We start from the raw sequence: 17,230 nt of genomic DNA on the forward strand, positions 1-17,230 counted from the left end.
CGGGCAGACCACCCGCGTCGAACGGAAAGGCGTGCGCCGGCGCGTCAGCTCGACGGCTTGCGCGCGAGGATCGTGGCGAGCTGCGCGCCGTTCGGGCTGCCGAGGCCCGTGCACGCGTCCCAGCCCGACGCGGCCGCATAGGTGCCGTTCGATCCTTTCGTGATGTCGCGCAGCGCGCCCGGGTGCTTGTACAGCACCGGATTGATCCAGCCGGCCGACGCGCCGGCCGCCGCATTGATCCGCGCGATCAGCGCGGCCCACAGCGGCGCGACCGCGCTCGTGCCGCCCATCACCGCGGGCGTGCCGGCCACCGACACTTCGTAGCCCGTCTGCGGCGACGCGTCGCCGGCCACGTCCGGCACGCCGCGCTTCGCGAGCGGCGTGCTGCTGCCGTCGGCGCGCGCGATCTTCAGCCCCTGCTGCCACGCCGGCAGGTCGAACAGCGCACTGACGCCGCCGCCACCCGCGCCGCCGCCCGACGCCTCGTCGTTCCACGTGACCTCGCTGCGAATGCCCTGCCCGGGCAGCGCGTCGAGCTGCGTGCCGCCGCAGCCGAGCACGTACGGGCTCGACGCGGGGAAGTCGACGTGATCGGCGCCATCCTGCAGCCCGTCGCCCGAGCCGCTGTCGCCGGACGCCGCGCAGACGGTGATGCCCTGCGCGGCGGCCGCCTGCAGCACGCGGTTGAACGCGTGTGCGGACTGCGCCTGCCAGATCGCTTCCGGGCCGCCCCAGCTGATCGAGATCACGGACGGCTGGTTCGTCTTGTCGGTCACGGCCGCGTTGACGGCCTGGATGAAGCCTGCGTCGCTGTTCGGCGCGAAGTAGACGGCGATCTTCGCGGCCGGTGCGATCGCGCCGGCGATTTCGATGTCGAGCGCGACTTCGCCGTCCGGGCCGTTCGGCTCGCCGGTCGGCGCATTGCGGCCGGTGCCGACGTTCACGTCGACGAGCTTGGGCGGTGTCGTGATGCCGAGCCCGCGGAAATACTGCTGAATGTCGGCCGCGCGATAGCCGCCGCCGAGCTCGATGATCGCGATGCATTGCCCGGCGCCGTCGCCGGCCGGAAAGTCGTACAGCGACGCAAGCTGGATCGGCGTGAACGTGACGGCCGCCGCGCCGCGCGCCGGCTTGAACGGCGGACGAAAGCGGAAGTGCGGCCGCGCCTGCGGGCGACTGTCGAGGCCGAGCACCGCCGTCACCGCATCGCCGAGCTCGTCGGGCAGCGCGATCGGGCCCGAGCGGCCGCGGTACTGGCCGATCGAACGATGCTCGAAACGCTCGAGCTTCACGCTGAACGCGGTTTCGAACTGCCTGATCGTGCCGGACAGCACGACGACGCTTTCGACCGGATCGACGCGATCGACCGTCAACTGGTGACGTCGCGCGAACGCCTCGGTCTTGCGGATGTCGTCGGGATTGGCGGAGAAACGCTGCGCGAACGCGTCGCGCGACACCGGTTTTGCGCGGGCGTCGCCGGTGGCGAGCTGGTGAACCAATGCATCGAGTTGCCCTTCTTCCTGCCGCCGCAACATGATCGTGACGTGAATGCGTTCTGCCGGATCGCACTGGCCGAGGCACTTGGACTCGGCCACGATGCGGGGCTCACGGTCGGCTTGAAGATGCCTTGCCATGTTCAGACCCTCCTTGGTACCGCGTTGCACGGAACAGCCAGGAAATCGGACATAGCCTGCGGAAGACGGTTCCGTTCGGTCAGCCGGTTCGCGACAGCGCGTGTGCGACCGCGCGAAGTTAAAGGAAGTTTAGAACAGTCAGACGATTTGCGCGCACGCCCTGCTGCGGCAAGGCATGCGCGCGAAGGCCGGCATTGCGCGCGGCCTGCATTGATCCCTCACGGCGCGCCGCAGGGCCGATCGGCCCGCGCGGCGACCATGCCGCGACGACGCTCAGTCCATCGACAGCCGCAGCGCGAACCCGATCAGCGCCGCGGAAAAGGTCCAGCGCTGCACCGTCTGCGCGAGCGGATGCGCACGCATCCACGCCGCGATGCGCGACGCGCCGAACACGCACGCGAGGTCGAAGCACACGCCGGCCGCCACCAGCAGCGCGCCGAGCTCGAACATCTGCCAGACGACCGGCCCGGCCTCGGGCCGCACGAACTGCGGCAGCAGCACCGAGCAGAACAGCAGCGCCTTCGGGTTCAGCAGGTTGGTCAGCAGCCCCTTCACGAACGACTGCCGCAACTCGCCCGCCGCCGCGTCGCCGTCGCCGAGCGCGAACACCGGCGAGCGGAACACCTGGATCGCGACATACGCGAGATAGAGCGCGCCGCCGTAGCGGATCACTTCGTACAGCCACGGCGCGCTACGGATCAGCGCCGCGACGCCGCATGCCGACAGCGTCACGTGCGCGGTGCGCGCGAGCGACAGGCCGGCTGCCGCCGCCATCCCCGGCCGCACGCCGCGGCCGATGCTGGTCTGCAGCACGAGCGCCATGTCGGGCCCCGGCACCGCATAAATGGCCGCCAGCGCGGCGAGATAAATCAACAGCAAATGCGTGGAAATCATGGTCCGCCCCCGTCCTCCAATGACGATATGTTGCCGCTGAAGGAGGAGGGATTATTGGCCATCTTTGGCCGAGGCTTGGCGATTCGTGGGGGAATCCGCCACAATCCTCCGGTCAGAACAAGGATTCCGCCAACATGATCGACCTCGACAAAACCGACCGCGCGATCCTCGCTGCGGTGCAACGCGACGGCCGGCTGCCGATCGCACGGCTCGCCGAATCCGTGGGCCTGTCCGAGACGCCTTGCGCCCGGCGCCTCAAACGTCTCGAAAACGACGGCTACATCGAGCGCTATCGTGCGCAGCTGTCACGCCAGGCGCTCGGCTTCGGCGTGGTCGCGTTCGTGCTCGTGCGGTTCGCGACGCACGACCGCAAGGTCGCCGACCGGTTCGAACGGGAAGTGCTCGGCATCGAGCGGATTCTCGCGTGCCACAACGTCGCGGGCACGGCCGATTACCTGCTGCAGGTGGTCGCGCGCGACCTCGACGACTACGGCACGTTCCTGCGCGATTCGCTGCGGATGCTGCCGGGCGTGACGTCGATCGAATCCGCGCTATCGCTGCGCGAGGTGAAGCACGACGCGGGTTTGCCGGTGCCGTGATGCGCGCCGGGCCGGCCAGCCCGGCCGGCCGCAACGCTCGTTCACCTTGCCGGCTGCGCCGGTGTCATGCGACGTCCGGCGCTTGATGCGCGCGCTCGAGATCCTCGAGGAACGCCTCCACGAGCGGATTCCCGCGCCCGTTGCGCGCGACGACCATGTGGAACGTCACGTCGTAGCGCAGTTGCTCCGGATTGAGCGGCGCGAGCAGCCCCTGCGCGACGTACGGCGCCGCGAAATGCTGCGGCAGGTAGCCGAGATGGTGGCCGGACAGGATCAGCAGCGCGACGGCCTCCATGTTGTCGGCGGTCGCGGTCACGCGGTCGGGCGTCGTCGACAGTTGCGCCTCGGGCAGCGGATACGAGCGCCACGCCCATTCGAAGCCCGCGACGTCGGCCGGCGTCAGCGTGCCCGCGCCGTCGAACAGCGGATGGCCGCGGCCGCAATACGCGACCTGACGCTCGATGAACAGCGGCGTGTAATGCAGCGACGGCACGCGGTGCCAGAAATAGCCGACCGCGATCTGGATCTCGTCGCTCAGGAGCTTCTCCTCGAGATCGCCGGGCGCGCGCACCGAAATCGAGAAGCGCACGGCCTCGTCGCGCGTGCGGAACGCGGCGATCGCCTCGGCGATCCGCGCATTCTGGCTCACCGGCGTATGGCCGATCAGGCCGATGTTCAGCGTGCCGACCAGCTGGCGGTCCATGTGCCGCGCGGCCATCCCGAATTCGTCGAGCGCCGCGAGCAGCTTGCGGCTCATCGCGTGGAACCGCTCGCCCTTCGGCGTGAGCCGGAAGCCGCTGCGGCCGCGTTCGCAGAGCCGGTAGCCGAGCCGCGTCTCGAGCGACGACAGTTGCGCGCTGATCGTCGACTGGCCGACGTTCAGCACCGCCTGCGCGGCCGACACGCCGCCCGCGTCCGTGACCGCGAGAAACACGCGGATCAACCGCAGATCGAGGGTCGACAGATTCCCCAGCACGTTCATCCCCTTCCATACATCGATGAAAATCGATGTTTACGTCGATATCTTCGCATTCTTCTTTCCCGGCGGAGCGCGTAAAACTGTGCGCCAAGCCGCGTCGCATGATACGGCAACCCCACACTGGAAGAGACGCCCCCATGAACGACCACACCCATTTCCAGCCGCTCGGCGGCAATGAAATGCCGCGCTGCGGCGGCATCGCGACGATGATGCGCCTGCCGCACGTGGCGAGCGCCGAAGGCCTCGACGCCTGTTTCGTCGGCGTGCCGTTCGACCTCGGCACGTCCAACCGCACCGGCGCGCGCTTCGGCCCGCGCCAGATCCGCACCGAATCCGTGCTGCTGCGCCCGTACAACATGGCCACCCGCGCAGCACCCTTCGATTCGCTGCAGATCGCCGACATCGGCGACGTCGCGATCAATCCGTACAACCTGCACGATTCGATCGCCCGCATCGAGGCCGCGTACGACGCGATTCTCGAGCACGACTGCAAGCCGATCACGCTCGGCGGCGACCATACGATCGCGCTGCCGATCCTGCGCGCGATCCACCGCAAGCACGGCAAGGTTGCATTGATCCACGTCGATGCACACGCCGACGTGAACGATACGATGATGGGTGAAAAGATCGCGCACGGCACGCCGTTCCGTCGCGCGGTCGAGGAAGGCCTGCTGCACGGCGACAAGGTCACGCAGATCGGCCTGCGCGGCACCGGCTACGCGGCCGAGGATTTCGACTGGTGCCGCGAGCAGGGCTTCCGCGTCGTCCAGGCCGAGGAATGCTGGAACAAGTCGCTCGCGCCGCTGATGGAAGAAGTGCGCGCGCGCATCGGCGACACGCCCGTCTACATCAGCTTCGACATCGACGGCATCGACCCCGCCTACGCGCCGGGCACCGGCACGCCGGAAATCGCGGGCCTCACGGTGCCGCAGGCGCTCGAGATCATCCGCGGCGCGAAGGGGCTGAACATCGTCGGCTGCGATCTCGTCGAAGTCGCGCCGCCGTACGACCCGTTCGGCACCACGGCGCTGCTCGGCGCGAACCTCGCTTACGAGCTGCTGTGCGTGCTGCCGGGCGTCGCGTACCGCGACTGATTCCCGCACCGCCATCTATTCCAAATCAGAGGATTCCAGAGGAGCACACACAAAGATGGGGACTTCCGTCAAGCAACCGAAGCGGGCAGCGCTCGCTTCGTTCGTCGGCACCACGATCGAGTGGTACGACTTCTATAGTTACGCGACCGCCGCCGCCATCGTATTCGGGCCGCTGTTCTTTCCCGGCGAAAACCGCTTCATCAGCCTGCTCGCGTCGTTCGGCTCGTTCGCGGTCGGCTTCTTCGCGCGGCCGCTCGGCGGCGTGCTGTTCGGCTATCTCGGCGACCGCTTCGGCCGCAAGCGGTCGCTGCTCGCGACGCTGATGCTGATGGCCGTGTCGACGGTCGCGATCGGCCTGCTGCCGACCCACGCGCAAGCCGGCGTGGTCGCACCGATCCTGCTCGTGCTGATGCGCGTGCTGCAAGGCATCGCGGTCGGCGGCGAATGGGGCGGCGCGGTCCTGCTGGCCGGCGAGCACGCGCCGGAAGGCAAGCGTACGTTCTTCGCGTCGTTCGCGCAGCTCGGCAGCGCGAGCGGCCTGATCCTGTCGATGCTCGCGTTCGGCGCGATCAGCACGCTGTCGAAGGACGACATGATGAGCTGGGGCTGGCGCGTGCCGTTCCTCGCGAGCGCCGTGCTGCTGGTCGTCGGCTTCGTTATCCGCGCGAGCGTGTCCGAGTCGCCCGAGTTCGAGGAAGTCAGGAAGAGCGGCAACACCGCGCGGAACCCGGTGCGTGAAGCGCTCAAGTACTGGCCGCTGCTGCTGCTCGCGATCGGCGCGAACGTGTACGGGATCGCCGGCGTGTATTTCAGCAATATCTTCATGATCAGTTATGCGACGCAGTTCCTGTCGCTCGACCGGTCGATGGTGCTGCATTGCATGACGATCGTCGCGGTGCTGCAGTTCGTCGTGCAGCTCGCGGCCGCGTTCCTCGCGCAACGCTTCGGCACCACGCGCGTGCTGCTGATCACCGGCGCCTGGGCGATGATCGTCCCGTTCGTGATGCTGCCGCTCGTGCACCTCGGCACGCCGGTGTCGATCACGGTCGGCGTCGGCCTCGCGACGCTCGCGGAATCGGGCTACTACTCGGTGGTCGCGGGCTTCGTCAGCGGCATCTTCGTCGCGCGGATCCGCTATACGGCGATCTCGATCGCGTACCAGGTGTGCGGCGCGCTCGCCGGCGGCCTCACGCCGCTGGTGGCGACCGTCATCGCGCAGAACACCACGCCGCACTGGTGGCCGCTCGCGATCCAGTACGCGAGTGCCGCCGTGCTGTCGTCGCTGTGCGTGTGGCTGATCTCGCGCCGGGTCAGCATCGACGATGCGGGTGCACCCGGCAAGACGGACGAGGTGCTGCCGCGCGGCACGCGCACCGCGTAACGCCTGGCGCATCGCGCAAATGCACGCATGACGAAAGCAGCCCGCTTCTGCGGGCCGCTTTTTTTTGCCGTCGCGATCGTTGATCGCGACGGTGCCGCACGGTGCTTGCCGCGTGGCTACCGCACCTGATTGCGCAGCGTCTTCGCAGCCGCGACCATGTTCGTCAGCGCCGGAATCACTTCCGCCCACTGACGCGTCTTCAGCCCGCAATCCGGGTTCACCCACAGGCGTTCCGCCGGAATCCGTTCGGCCGCCTTCCTCATCAGGCCGACGATGTGATCCTGCGTCGGGATGTTCGGCGAATGGATGTCGTACACGCCCGGCCCGATTTCGTTCGGATACTTGAAGTCGTCAAATGCATCGAGCAGCTCCATGTCCGAGCGCGACGTCTCGATCGTGATCACGTCCGCGTCCATGTCGGCGATCGACGCGATGATGTCGTTGAACTCCGAATAGCACATGTGCGTGTGGATCTGCGTATCGTCCTGCACGCCATTCGCGGTGATGCGGAACGACTCGACCGCCCACTTCAGGTATTCGCTCCACTGCGCGCGGCGCAGCGGCAACCCTTCGCGCAGCGCCGCTTCGTCGATCTGGATCACGCGCACGCCGGCCTGCTCGAGATCGAGCACTTCGTCGCGGATCGCCAGCGCAAGCTGGTAGCACGACACCGAGCGCGGCTGGTCGTCGCGCACGAACGACCAGTTCAGGATCGTCACGGGGCCGGTCAGCATCCCCTTCATCGGCTTGTTCGTCAGCGACTGCGCATAGGTGATCCACTCGACCGTCATCGCCTTCGGGCGGCTGATGTCGCCGAACAGGATCGGCGGCTTCACGCAGCGCGAACCGTACGACTGCACCCAGCCGAACTGGCTGAACGCGTAGCCGTCGAGTTGTTCGCCGAAGTATTCGACCATGTCGTTGCGCTCGGCTTCGCCGTGCACGAGCACGTCGAGCTCGAGCGATTCCTGTTCGCGGACGCTGCGTTCGATCTCGGCCTGCATCGCCGTGCGATAGCCGGCTTCGTCCAGCGTGCCGGCCTTGAACCGGCTGCGCGCCTGGCGGATTTCGGCGGTCTGCGGGAACGAGCCGATCGTCGTCGTGGGGAACGCCGGCAGGTTCAGGCGCGCCGACTGCTTCGACGCACGCTGCGCATACGGGCTCGCGCGGTTGCCGAGCCGCGCGTCGATGCGGGCGATCGCGGCCTTCACCGCCGGATTGTTCACGCGCGGCGAGCGGCGGCGCGACTCGATCGCGGCGGCATTCGCGGCGAGCGCGTCGGCCACCGTGTCGCGGCCTTCGTTCAGGGCGGTCGCGAGTACCTTCAGCTCGTCGAGCTTCTGCAGCGCGAACGCGAGCCATGAGCGGATTTCCGCGTCGAGCTTCGCCTCGTTCGCGAGATCGACCGGTACGTGCAGCAGCGAGCACGACGGCGCAAGCCACAGCCGGTCGCCCAGTTGCTTCGCGAGCGGCTCGAGCCAGTCGAGCGTCGCGTTCAGGTCCGTCTTCCAGATGTTGCGGCCGTTGATCGCGCCGATCGACAGCACGCGTTCGGGCGGCAGCTCACGCACCAGCGCGTCGACTTCGTCGCGTGCGTTGATCGCGTCGATATGCAGGCCGTCGACCGGCAGCGACGCCGCGAGCGTCAGGTTGTCCTGAAGCTGGCCGAAATACGTGGCGAGCAGCAGCTTGATGCGGCGCGTTTCGAGCGCCGCATACGCGGTGCGGAATGCCTGGCGCCATTCGGCATCGAGCTCGGTGACGAGAATCGGCTCGTCGATCTGCACCCATTCGACGCCCTGCGCGGTCAGCGTGTCGAGCAGCGCGCCGTACACGGGCAGCAGCTTCGGCAACAGCGCGAGGCGATCGGAATCGTCCTTCGCCTTGCCGAGCCACAGGTACGTGACGGGGCCCAGAATCACCGGCTTCGCATTCACGCCCTGCGCGTTCGCTTCGGCCAGTTGCTGCAGCAGACGCGACGGATCGAGCGAGAAGTTCGTGTCCGCATGGAACTCCGGCACGATGTAGTGATAGTTCGTGTCGAACCACTTCGTCATTTCGCCGGCCGCGACCCCGCCGCAGCACGCGGCATGCGCCTCCGCCGACTGCGCCGACCGGCCGCGCGCGACGCGGAAAGCGTTGTCGAGCGCATCGCCGTGGAAATCCTGCACGCGCTTCGGCAGGTTGCCGAGCGTGAAGCTCATGTCGAGCACCTGGTCATAGAACGCGAAATCGCCGATCGGCGCGAGATCGAGGTCACGCTGGTCGTGCCAGTGGCGCCGGCGCAGTTCGGCGCCGAGCGCCTTCAGTTCGTCGCGCGACGATTCGCCCTTCCAGTAGCGTTCGAGACCGAACTTGAGTTCGCGCTTCGCGCCGATGCGCGGAAAACCGAGGTTGTGTGTCGTGACCATGAGGCTGCCGTCCAGAGAAAAATGAAGATCCGGCAGCCATCATAGGGATTTCAAACCATGAAATAAAATGGCATTATTTCATTCATCCATTAACATTCTTCATGTATTCGTCGGGTGTGCGCAAGCCATGCTGGAACGATTCCATCTCGTCGTCATTCGTGAAGTCGAGCGCCAGGGCTCGCTGACCGCGGCGGCCCATGCGCTGCACCTCACGCAGTCGGCCCTCAGTCATACCGTCAGGAAAATCGAGCAGCAGCTCGGCACGCCGATCTGGGACCGCGAAGGCCGCGGCCTGCGGCTCACGCAGGGCGGGCAGTATCTGCTGAAGCTGGCGAACCGGCTGCTGCCGCAGTTCGAGCTCGCCGAGGAACGGATGAAGCAGTACGCGAAGGGCGAGCGCGGCACGCTGCGTATCGGGATGGAGTGCCATCCGTGCTACCAGTGGCTGCTGAAGGTCGTGTCGCCGTACCTGTCGCGCTGGCCCGACGTCGACGTGGACGTGAAGCAGCGCTTCCAGTTCGGCGGCATCGGCGCGCTGTTCGGTTACGACATCGACGTGCTCGTGACGCCCGATCCGCTGAACAAGCCGGGGCTGCGCTTCGATCCCGTGTTCGACTACGAACAGGTGCTGGTGGTCGCGGATTCGCACCGGTTCGCGAATGCCGACTACGTGACGCCCGAGCAACTGACCGACGAGATCCTGATCACGTACCCGGTCGAAACCGACCGGCTCGACATCTACAACCAGTTCCTGACGCCGGCCGGCATCGTGCCGAGGCGGCACAAGTCGATCGAGACGACCGACATCATGCTGCAGATGGTCGCGAGCGGGCGCGGCGTGGCCGCGCTGCCGCGGTGGCTCGCCGACGAGTATGCGGACCGGATGCCGGTCGTGCCGGTCAAGCTCGGCAAGAACGGCATCGCGAAACAGATCTTCCTCGGCATCCGCGAAGCGGATGCCGCGATCGACTATCTGGCCGCGTTCGTCGCGCTGGCGCGCGAATCGACGTGGAGCGCGCCGCGCATGCTGCGCTAGGCGCGCCCGCCTGGCCCGCGCGTCAGGCGGCGCGAACGCCGGTGCCGGTGCGTTCGCCGCGTTCGACCCACGCACCGAATAGCAGGCCGATCGTCGTCCACATGATCACCTGCATGCCGATGGCCGCCACGCGGAACTTCCACAGCAACGCCGCCGGGAAATCGGCCGGCAACTCGCTGACCGACGGCAGCCCGATCTGCACGGCCGCGATGATCGCGACAAACACGAGCCCGGCGACGATCGACGCGTTCCACTGCCCGAGCTTTGCCACCAGATGGCGGCGCACGCTGACCGAGAACACCATCGTCGCGATCGAGATCGCGATCATCAGGAAGAACAGGCCCGTGCGATAACCGATCGTGTCGGGGTCGCCGACCGACGGCGGATTGGCCGGGTACTTGAGGTTCGGCACGATCACGAGCGCGACGAACGCCGCCAGCGCGAGCCACGCGGCCAGCGGCCGTGCCGGCAGGCGGCTGCCGCGTCCGTACGCATACGCGAAGACCAGCGAAAACAGCCCGCCGAATGCCGCGCCGTAGGTCACGACGCCCGTCAGTAGCCCGAGGCCGGCCTGCGTGTGGCGGCTGACCAGTTCCGGCTCCGGTGCCTCGCCTTGGGCGGCGGCGGTTTTCTCTTCGAGGGCGATCGCCTGATCGACCTGCGGTTCGCCGACGACTTTCGCGAAACCGAACGTGAGGAGGCCCGCGGCGATGCCTGCGAGCATCCCGCGCATGAGCAGCTTTCCGACCATCTTTTACTCCGCGTCAGTGGCAGGGAAAGCCGAGCAGATGGCGGCCGTCGTGGACGAATTCGTGGACATACATGCCCGGCACGAGCGACGTCGCGCCCTGTTCCGCACCGACGAAATACAGGGCGAGCAGCAGGATCAGGCCGACGAACACGGCCCACGGCAACAGCTCACGGACGGGGATGGGTGCCGGCACGACCGCCGGCTTCAGCACTGCTTCGCTCATGGATGCACCTCAGGGGAATCGCGCCCCGACAAATGATGGATGGGTACGAAGGCAGGTCTGGCTTCCGGGATCATCGATTCCCCGGTTACAGTGGCGCGACCGCGCCGGAATTGCACCGGCTTCCGCGCTTCGTATCGGGCGAATTGTACGCGCGAACGTTCGCGTATTGAAGCGACGACAGATGGGCAAGCGCGCCCCGCTCCGGATCATCCGACCACCGACATGAACCTGCATGCCTCGCTGCGCCTGATCGCGCACGCCTCGACCCGCGCGATGCGCACCGGCACGTTTCCCGACGACGATCCGCTCGACGCGCGCGGGCTTGCCGAAGCCGCCGCGCTGCACGGCCGGTGGACGGCCATCGCCGGCTCGCTCGTGCTGTGCAGCCCGGCACGCTGCGCAACGCAGACCGCCGACGCACTCGGGCTGCACGCCGACATCGACGACGCGCTGCGCGACATCGACTACGGCGACTGGCGAGGCAAGCGGCTGCACGATCTCGCACGCGATCTGCCTGACGAACTTGCCACGTGGATCGGCACGCCGTCCGCGTCGCCGCATCGCGGCGAATCGTTCGACGCCGCCGCACGTCGGGTCGGCACGTGGTTCGACGGGTTGCCGCGCGAGCGCGACGTCATCGCGATCACGCATGCGCCGATCGTCCGCGCGGCCATCGCGCATGTGCTGCGGATGGACCACGCCGCGGCCGCGCGTCTCGACGTTGCGCCGCTGTCGTTCACGACGTTCGTCGCGTCGCCGGCCGGCTGGACGTTGGCGGCGACGGATGATGAGCAGCGCGATACCGGCGCGTAAGCCGCTGTCGTGTTCACTATGTGAGTGCTCGACGCGACTCGCTGCCTCGCATGCCGCCATTCGCCTTACATCCCCGTAAGACACACCGTTCGCCGTCCCGACTGTCATCAAACTGACTGCTAGCCGCAGCTAGGATCGGACGCGGTTCCCTTACGAGATGCCGTCATGAATCAACCTGCTTCGTCCGCCCCGAACAATCCGGGCTCCGTCGCGCGCACCCGGCAGGTCGGCTATGCCGCCTTCCTGCTGGTGCTCGTGCTCGGCGCCGTCTATATCGCCACCCACCTGGTCGCCGATCTGGCGCCGGTCCGCGAAGGGACGCTGTTCCCGTACCTGCTGCTCGGCGCCGCCCTGCTGATCGCGCTGGGCTTCGAATTCGTCAACGGCTTCCACGACACCGCGAATGCGGTCGCGACCGTGATCTATACGCACTCGCTGACGCCGAACGTCGCGGTGATCTGGTCGGGCATGTGGAACTTCCTTGGCGTGATGGTCTCGAGCGGCGCCGTCGCGTTCGGCATCCTGCAGTTGCTGCCGGTCGAGCTGATCCTGCAGGTCGGCAGCGGCTCGGGCTTCGCGATGGTGTTCGCGCTGCTGATCGCCGCGATCGTGTGGAACCTCGCGACCTGGTATTTCGGGCTGCCGTCGTCGAGCTCGCATACGCTGATCGGGTCGATCATCGGCGTCGGGCTGATGAACCAGCTGATGCATGGGCCGTCCGGCACGAGCGGCGTCGACTGGGGCCAGGCGCTCGGGGTCGGCAAGTCGCTGCTGCTCTCGCCGATCGTCGGCTTCCTGTGCGCGTCGCTGCTGCTGCTCGTGCTGAAGGCGCTCGTGCGGATTCCGGAGCTGTACAAGGAGCCGCCGAAGGATCAGCCGCCGCCGTTCTGGATTCGCTGCCTGCTGATCCTCACCTGCACCGGCGTGTCGTTCGCCCACGGGTCGAACGACGGGCAGAAAGGGATGGGGCTCATCATGCTGATCCTGATCGGCACGGTGCCGACCGCGTATGCGCTGAACAAGGCCGTCACGCCCGCCGAATCGCAGACCTTCGTGGCGGTCGCGAACCAGGCGGCTGCGACGTTCGGGAAGTACACGAACGGCATCGCGCCGTCCGCGAACCCGCGTGCCGATGTCGAACACTACGTGCAGCACCGTGAACTGACACCCGCCGTGCTGCCGGCCGTCGCGCAGCTGTCCACGTCGCTCGCGACCGCCGTCGGCGCGTCGGGCTCGATGGCGGCCGTGCCGCAACGCGACGTCGACAACGTGCGCAACACGATGTACCTCGTGTCCGAGGCCATTCGCCTGATCGAGAAGTCGGGGCAACCCGCGTTCGCCGCCGCCGACAAGCTCGCGATCGACAACTACCGCAAGCAGCTCGACCACGCGACCAAGTTCATTCCGACGTGGGTGAAGGTCGCCGTCGCGATCGCGCTGGGCCTCGGCACGATGGTCGGCTGGAAGCGCATCGTCGTGACCGTCGGCGAAAAAATCGGCAAGCAGCATCTGACCTACGGACAAGGCGCATCGGCCGAACTCGTCGCGATGCTGACGATCGGCGCCGCCGACATGTACGGGCTGCCCGTGTCGACGACTCACGTGCTGTCGTCGGGCGTCGCGGGCACGATGGCGGCGAACGGCTCCGGGTTGCAATGGAGCACGGTGCGCAGCCTCGTTCTCGCGTGGGTGCTGACGCTGCCGGCGTCGATCGCGCTCGCGGCGGGGCTTTACTGGTTGTTCCGGTCGCTGGCCTGATTTGTGGACGCGGCGGGTGGCGGGCGGGAGCCGGCCATCCGCCGCGATAGGCTGGATCTGGCGTTTCGCTACCTCTCCGCTTCTCCTTCTCCTCCGCCACCTCTCTGGTACCTCACCACATTCAGTGTGCCGATGCCGCAGCCCGCTTTTCGCTGTTTCATCATCCGAATTAAAGCGCAAGATCTGGAGCGTACCGGCGCATGGACGCCGCTAGACTGGGTTCATCAACTTCCATCGTGGACTCGACCGTGCGCGACTGCACGGCCCCACACCGCCGATGCCCAGAGGTACGCCCGTGAACATTGCCGATCTGCAACCTGCCGTCGAATCGCTGGACATCGCGCAACGCGTCGACGCCCTCGACTGGCCGACGGTCGAGGGCGAACTCGATCGCTACGGATGCGCGCGCGTACCGGGCCTGGTGTCGGCAAGCGAGTGCGATGCACTCGCGTCGCTCTATCCGTACGATGCACTCTATCGTTCACGTGTCGTGATGGCCCGGCACGGCTTCGGCCGCGGCGAATACAAGTATTTCGCGTATCCGTTGCCTGCGGTCATCGCCGAGCTGCGCGCGACGCTCTACCCGCATCTCGCGCCGATCGCTAATCGCTGGAACCAGGCACTCGGAGTCGACGTTCGTTATCCGAAGGAGCATGCGACGTTCCTCGATCGCTGCCATGCGGCGGGACAGACGCGTCCGACGCCGCTGATCCTCCAATACGGCGCCGACGACTACAACTGTCTCCATCAGGACCTGTACGGCGAGCACGTGTTTCCGCTGCAGGTCGCGATCCTGCTGTCGGCACCGGGCCGCGATTTCAGTGGTGGGGAGTTCGTGTTGACGGAACAACGGCCCCGCATGCAGTCGCGCGCGGAAGTGGTGCCGCTGACACAAGGCGACGCCGTGATCTTCGCGGTGCACGGCCGGCCGGTGCAGGGAACCCGCGGCGTCTATCGCGTCAACTTGCGCCACGGCGTCAGCCGGATTCGAAGCGGCCATCGCCACACGATCGGCATCATCTTCCATGATGCGCAGTAGCGGGAATCGGGACGACGGCGCTACTGTCGTCCGCATATCGCATTCGGCCTTGATGCTCGTTCCGGCACCGCACGTCATTGTCCGGAGAGCGCGGCGGTCCAGCATGGTTGCCCGGCAGGCCCAAGCCCATTCGCCCGCGGTGACGGCAAACCGGTTACGCTGATCGTCAAGCGATCGCCACCGGGACGAATCGGCGCCTCGGGTGAGCGCCGAAAAACAAGCGCACTCACTGGTTGCACCGCAAATTCGATTTGCAGTCGGGCCTATCCTCGCGCTATGTTGGCCCGCAGCCGGTCGCCAGCATTGGAAGCCAGCCGTGCATAGCCCGGCAACGTCAGCAGCGCGAGCACGCCCGCCGCGACGAACGCCCAGCGGAAATCGTCGAGCACGTAGTGCATGCCGGCCGCATCGCCGCGCACCAATGCCGCTAGCCGCAGCGACAATGCGCCAAATGCGATCCCCATCCCGATCGTCATCTGCTGCGCGGCGCTCCACAGCGTGCTGGCCGCGCTCGTCTGGTGAGACGGGATATCCGCATAGGCCAGCGTCGCGAGCGTCGTGAACTGCATCGACCGCGTGAGCCCGTAGACGAATACGACGAACAGCGTGATCGCCAACGGCGTCGACGCGGTGAGCCAGCCGCATGCGATCGTGAAGATGCCGACGATCGTCACGTCGACGAGCGCGACACGCCGAAAGCCGTAACGGTCGAGGATCCACGATGTCCCCGCCTTCATCCCGAGATTGCCGAGCGCGCTCGCGAGCAGCAGCAGGCCTGACTGAAACGGCGACAGCCCGAAGCCGATCTGGAACAGCAGCGGCAGCAGGTACGGGACGGCGTTGATCGCCATCCGCGTGATCGAACCGGTGATCACCGTCACCGAGAACGTCGGCACCTTCAGCGTCGTGAAATCGAGCAGCGGATGCGCGCTGTGTCGCGCATGCAGCCACGCGGCGATGCCGAACAGCACGCTTGCGCCCACGAGGACACCCGCGCGCGTGAAGTCGACATCCTGCTGTCCGGCCGCTTCCGTGCCGATCAGCAGGCACGTCAATGCGCCACCGGCCAGTACGAAGCCGACCCAGTCGAGCGGCCGTTGCTCGTCGGCCCGCGTATTCCGGACGATCAGCCAGGTACAAACGAGTGCGGCAAGACCGAACGGGACGTTCAACAGGAAGATCCATCGCCATGACGCGTAGGTCGTGATGAAGCCGCCGATCGGCGGCCCGACGACGGGCGCGACGATGCCCGGCCACGTGATCGTCGCGATCGCGCGCATCAGTCTCGCCTTCTCGGTACTGCGCACGACGATCATCCGGCCGACCGGCACCATCATTGCCCCGCCGACACCCTGCAGCAGCCGCGCAGCCGTGAACGACATCACCCCTTCGGACAGCCCGCACAGCACCGACGCGCCGGTAAAGACGACGATCGCACTCGCGAAGACGGTACGCGAACCATAGCGGTCCGCGATCCAGCCGCTGATCGGAATGAACACCGCCAGCGCCAGCATGTACGCCGTCATCCCGAGACTCAGCGCATTCGGTCCGACGCCGAACGAGCTGGCCATTTGCGGCAGCGCAGTCGCGATCACGGTCGTGTCGAGGTACTCCATGAAGAACGTCGCGGCGACGAGATACGGCAAGAAGTCGGTCGTCCGACCACTTTGGGCGGGGCTGTCAGTCATGAACGATGCAGGAGACGGAAGGCCAAAGACGCCGATCGCCGGGGATGCAGACACGCACCTGCGAATCGGGACGAACGGCGATATTACCCCGAAGGGCTTGCTCTCCGCTCTGTCGAGCATGCCGGGCGAATGAACTTTATGCGCATAGATTTTTTATGACGATTTCGCGCTGTGCTCGCGGAGTGAGCACTTGATGTGGCACACCGAAGCGTCGGGAGATGAAGCGAGGGCTTTCGTCAGGAAGCGGCATTTATCAATCATCGTCGATCAACATCGCTCATCACCGGCCATCACAGCTATCGGCGCTGGATGTGCAGCATTAGCTGGAACCGGCCCGAAGAGGGATAGGTCCGATTGGCAAAAGGAAGTGGCGGGAGATGCCGGACGGCACGAACAGCGAGTGTGGAACTGGCGGGCTCGGCGCTCCGATTGATTGCGTCAGCGGGGAGCCAGCGGACGTAGCCTTGGCAACGCTTCGCCGCACGATTTTTCTGGCGCGCCAATGCAAAAACCCCCGCCTTTCGGGCGGGGGTTTCTGGCTTAGGGAGCCTGACGATTACCTACTTTCACACGGGAATCCGCACTATCATCGGCGTAGAGTCGTTTCACGGTCCTGTTCGGGATGGGAAGGGGTGGGACCGACTCGCTATGGTCATCAGGCAAAGAGGGTTGTTCTGCTGGCGTTGCCAGCGCAACCAATCTGGGAAGAAGCAGTAATTTTGGGTTGTGTGTATCACACACGAGAATCCAACATGTCGCTCTGGATCGCGGCCGGTGCTTTCGCACGGCGCCGATCTACAAGGCAGACTTGTTATAGGATCAAGCCTTACGGGCAATTAGTATCAGTTAGCTGAACGCATTACTGCGCTTACACACCTGACCTATCAACGTCCTGGTCTCGAACGACCCTTCAAGGGGATCTAGTCCCCA

14 protein-coding genes, 2 rRNA genes and 1 riboswitch are annotated in these 17,230 nt (G+C 66.4%); of the genes, 7 read left to right on the forward strand and 9 right to left on the reverse strand.

Features of this window, described 5'->3' with window-relative positions; genetic code table 11:
* Nucleotides 1–44: 44 nt before the first annotated feature.
* The gene (locus H0X95_RS28835; protein WP_059720897.1) at nucleotides 45–1,634 is read right to left on the reverse strand and encodes a S53 family peptidase; all 1,590 of its coding nucleotides are present in this window, start codon (nucleotides 1,632–1,634) and stop codon (nucleotides 45–47) included.
* Nucleotides 1,635–1,907: 273 nt separating this feature from the next.
* Nucleotides 1,908–2,528 carry a LysE family translocator gene (locus tag H0X95_RS28840; RefSeq protein WP_006488495.1) on the reverse strand — a complete coding sequence of 207 codons (621 nt, stop codon included), beginning with the start codon at nucleotides 2,526–2,528 and terminating at the stop codon, nucleotides 1,908–1,910.
* A gap of 134 nt (nucleotides 2,529–2,662) precedes the next feature.
* Here H0X95_RS28840 and H0X95_RS28845 point away from each other — a divergent pair, with 134 nt between their 5' ends.
* Nucleotides 2,663–3,127: an Lrp/AsnC family transcriptional regulator gene (locus tag H0X95_RS28845; RefSeq protein ID WP_006488501.1), complete on the forward strand. Its 465-nt coding sequence runs from the start codon at nucleotides 2,663–2,665 to the stop codon at nucleotides 3,125–3,127.
* 64 nt (nucleotides 3,128–3,191) lie between these two features.
* On the opposite strand, the gene H0X95_RS28850 is transcribed toward H0X95_RS28845, so the two are convergent.
* Entirely contained in the window at nucleotides 3,192–4,103 is a 912-nt protein-coding gene (locus H0X95_RS28850) for a LysR family transcriptional regulator (protein WP_034203465.1), read from the reverse strand.
* Nucleotides 4,104–4,243: 140 nt separating this feature from the next.
* Between H0X95_RS28850 and speB the strand changes: the two genes are divergently transcribed.
* Nucleotides 4,244–5,200: an agmatinase gene (gene speB / locus H0X95_RS28855; protein WP_006495120.1), complete on the forward strand. Its 957-nt coding sequence runs from the start codon at nucleotides 4,244–4,246 to the stop codon at nucleotides 5,198–5,200.
* A 55-nt stretch (nucleotides 5,201–5,255) separates the two neighbouring features.
* A complete protein-coding gene (locus H0X95_RS28860) occupies nucleotides 5,256–6,581 on the forward strand; it encodes an MFS transporter (protein WP_006495119.1) in 1,326 nt (441 codons plus the stop codon).
* A gap of 116 nt (nucleotides 6,582–6,697) precedes the next feature.
* Here H0X95_RS28860 and metE read toward each other — a convergent pair whose 3' ends face one another.
* A complete protein-coding gene (gene metE, locus H0X95_RS28865; protein ID WP_059720898.1) occupies nucleotides 6,698–8,992 on the reverse strand; it encodes a 5-methyltetrahydropteroyltriglutamate--homocysteine S-methyltransferase in 2,295 nt (764 codons plus the stop codon).
* 127 nt (nucleotides 8,993–9,119) lie between these two features.
* Here metE and H0X95_RS28870 point away from each other — a divergent pair, with 127 nt between their 5' ends.
* On the forward strand, nucleotides 9,120–10,028 hold the full coding sequence (locus tag H0X95_RS28870; RefSeq protein WP_059720899.1) for a LysR family transcriptional regulator: 909 nt from the start codon (nucleotides 9,120–9,122) through the stop codon (nucleotides 10,026–10,028).
* A 22-nt stretch (nucleotides 10,029–10,050) separates the two neighbouring features.
* Here H0X95_RS28870 and H0X95_RS28875 read toward each other — a convergent pair whose 3' ends face one another.
* Together H0X95_RS28875 and H0X95_RS28880 are read right to left on the reverse strand one after the other, a co-directional pair.
* A complete protein-coding gene (locus H0X95_RS28875) occupies nucleotides 10,051–10,779 on the reverse strand; it encodes a CbtA family protein (protein ID WP_058903538.1) in 729 nt (242 codons plus the stop codon).
* 13 nt (nucleotides 10,780–10,792) lie between these two features.
* Nucleotides 10,793–11,002 carry a CbtB domain-containing protein gene (locus H0X95_RS28880; RefSeq protein WP_006488502.1) on the reverse strand — a complete coding sequence of 70 codons (210 nt, stop codon included), beginning with the start codon at nucleotides 11,000–11,002 and terminating at the stop codon, nucleotides 10,793–10,795.
* A gap of 33 nt (nucleotides 11,003–11,035) precedes the next feature.
* Nucleotides 11,036–11,174: riboswitch (cobalamin riboswitch) on the reverse strand.
* A 50-nt stretch (nucleotides 11,175–11,224) separates the two neighbouring features.
* Between H0X95_RS28880 and H0X95_RS28885 the strand changes: the two genes are divergently transcribed.
* The 3 genes from H0X95_RS28885 (at nucleotide 11,225) to H0X95_RS28895 (ending at nucleotide 14,612) form a co-directional block, all read left to right on the forward strand.
* Nucleotides 11,225–11,815, forward strand: coding sequence for a histidine phosphatase family protein (locus H0X95_RS28885; RefSeq protein WP_059720900.1), 591 nt, complete (start codon nucleotides 11,225–11,227; stop codon nucleotides 11,813–11,815).
* A gap of 165 nt (nucleotides 11,816–11,980) precedes the next feature.
* Nucleotides 11,981–13,573, forward strand: a complete 1,593-nt coding sequence (locus H0X95_RS28890) for an inorganic phosphate transporter (RefSeq protein ID WP_006488499.1) — start codon at nucleotides 11,981–11,983, stop codon at nucleotides 13,571–13,573.
* A 277-nt stretch (nucleotides 13,574–13,850) separates the two neighbouring features.
* Nucleotides 13,851–14,612, forward strand: a complete 762-nt coding sequence (locus H0X95_RS28895) for a 2OG-Fe(II) oxygenase (RefSeq protein ID WP_012493568.1) — start codon at nucleotides 13,851–13,853, stop codon at nucleotides 14,610–14,612.
* A 263-nt stretch (nucleotides 14,613–14,875) separates the two neighbouring features.
* Here the strand turns inward: H0X95_RS28895 and H0X95_RS28900 are convergent, their stop codons facing one another.
* From H0X95_RS28900 to H0X95_RS28910, 3 genes are all read right to left on the reverse strand, one after another.
* Entirely contained in the window at nucleotides 14,876–16,300 is a 1,425-nt protein-coding gene (locus H0X95_RS28900; protein WP_012493569.1) for a DHA2 family efflux MFS transporter permease subunit, read from the reverse strand.
* Nucleotides 16,301–16,847: 547 nt separating this feature from the next.
* Nucleotides 16,848–16,960, reverse strand: a 5S ribosomal RNA gene (gene rrf / locus H0X95_RS28905).
* A 155-nt stretch (nucleotides 16,961–17,115) separates the two neighbouring features.
* A 23S ribosomal RNA gene (locus H0X95_RS28910) occupies nucleotides 17,116–17,230 on the reverse strand; the annotation flags it as partial.

It is taken from the genome of Burkholderia sp. 9779_493 (assembly GCF_015712215.1).
Lineage (GTDB): Bacteria > Pseudomonadota > Gammaproteobacteria > Burkholderiales > Burkholderiaceae > Burkholderia > Burkholderia cenocepacia.

Excerpts from the sequence above, each read along its gene's own strand:
- H0X95_RS28900 (WP_012493569.1), bottom strand. The coding sequence starts at position 16,300 with ATGACTGACAGCCCCGCCCAAAGTGGTCGGACGACCGACTTCTTGCCG.
- metE (WP_059720898.1), bottom strand. The coding sequence starts at position 8,992 with ATGGTCACGACACACAACCTCGGTTTTCCGCGCATCGGCGCGAAGCGC.
- H0X95_RS28880 (WP_006488502.1), bottom strand. The coding sequence starts at position 11,002 with ATGAGCGAAGCAGTGCTGAAGCCGGCGGTCGTGCCGGCACCCATCCCC.
- H0X95_RS28890 (WP_006488499.1), top strand. The coding sequence starts at position 11,981 with ATGAATCAACCTGCTTCGTCCGCCCCGAACAATCCGGGCTCCGTCGCG.
- speB (WP_006495120.1), top strand. The coding sequence starts at position 4,244 with ATGAACGACCACACCCATTTCCAGCCGCTCGGCGGCAATGAAATGCCG.
- H0X95_RS28870 (WP_059720899.1), top strand. The coding sequence starts at position 9,120 with ATGCTGGAACGATTCCATCTCGTCGTCATTCGTGAAGTCGAGCGCCAG.
- H0X95_RS28860 (WP_006495119.1), top strand. The coding sequence starts at position 5,256 with ATGGGGACTTCCGTCAAGCAACCGAAGCGGGCAGCGCTCGCTTCGTTC.
- H0X95_RS28835 (WP_059720897.1), bottom strand. The coding sequence starts at position 1,634 with ATGGCAAGGCATCTTCAAGCCGACCGTGAGCCCCGCATCGTGGCCGAG.
- H0X95_RS28895 (WP_012493568.1), top strand. The coding sequence starts at position 13,851 with ATGCCCAGAGGTACGCCCGTGAACATTGCCGATCTGCAACCTGCCGTC.
- H0X95_RS28885 (WP_059720900.1), top strand. The coding sequence starts at position 11,225 with ATGAACCTGCATGCCTCGCTGCGCCTGATCGCGCACGCCTCGACCCGC.
- H0X95_RS28840 (WP_006488495.1), bottom strand. The coding sequence starts at position 2,528 with ATGATTTCCACGCATTTGCTGTTGATTTATCTCGCCGCGCTGGCGGCC.
- H0X95_RS28845 (WP_006488501.1), top strand. The coding sequence starts at position 2,663 with ATGATCGACCTCGACAAAACCGACCGCGCGATCCTCGCTGCGGTGCAA.
- H0X95_RS28875 (WP_058903538.1), bottom strand. The coding sequence starts at position 10,779 with ATGGTCGGAAAGCTGCTCATGCGCGGGATGCTCGCAGGCATCGCCGCG.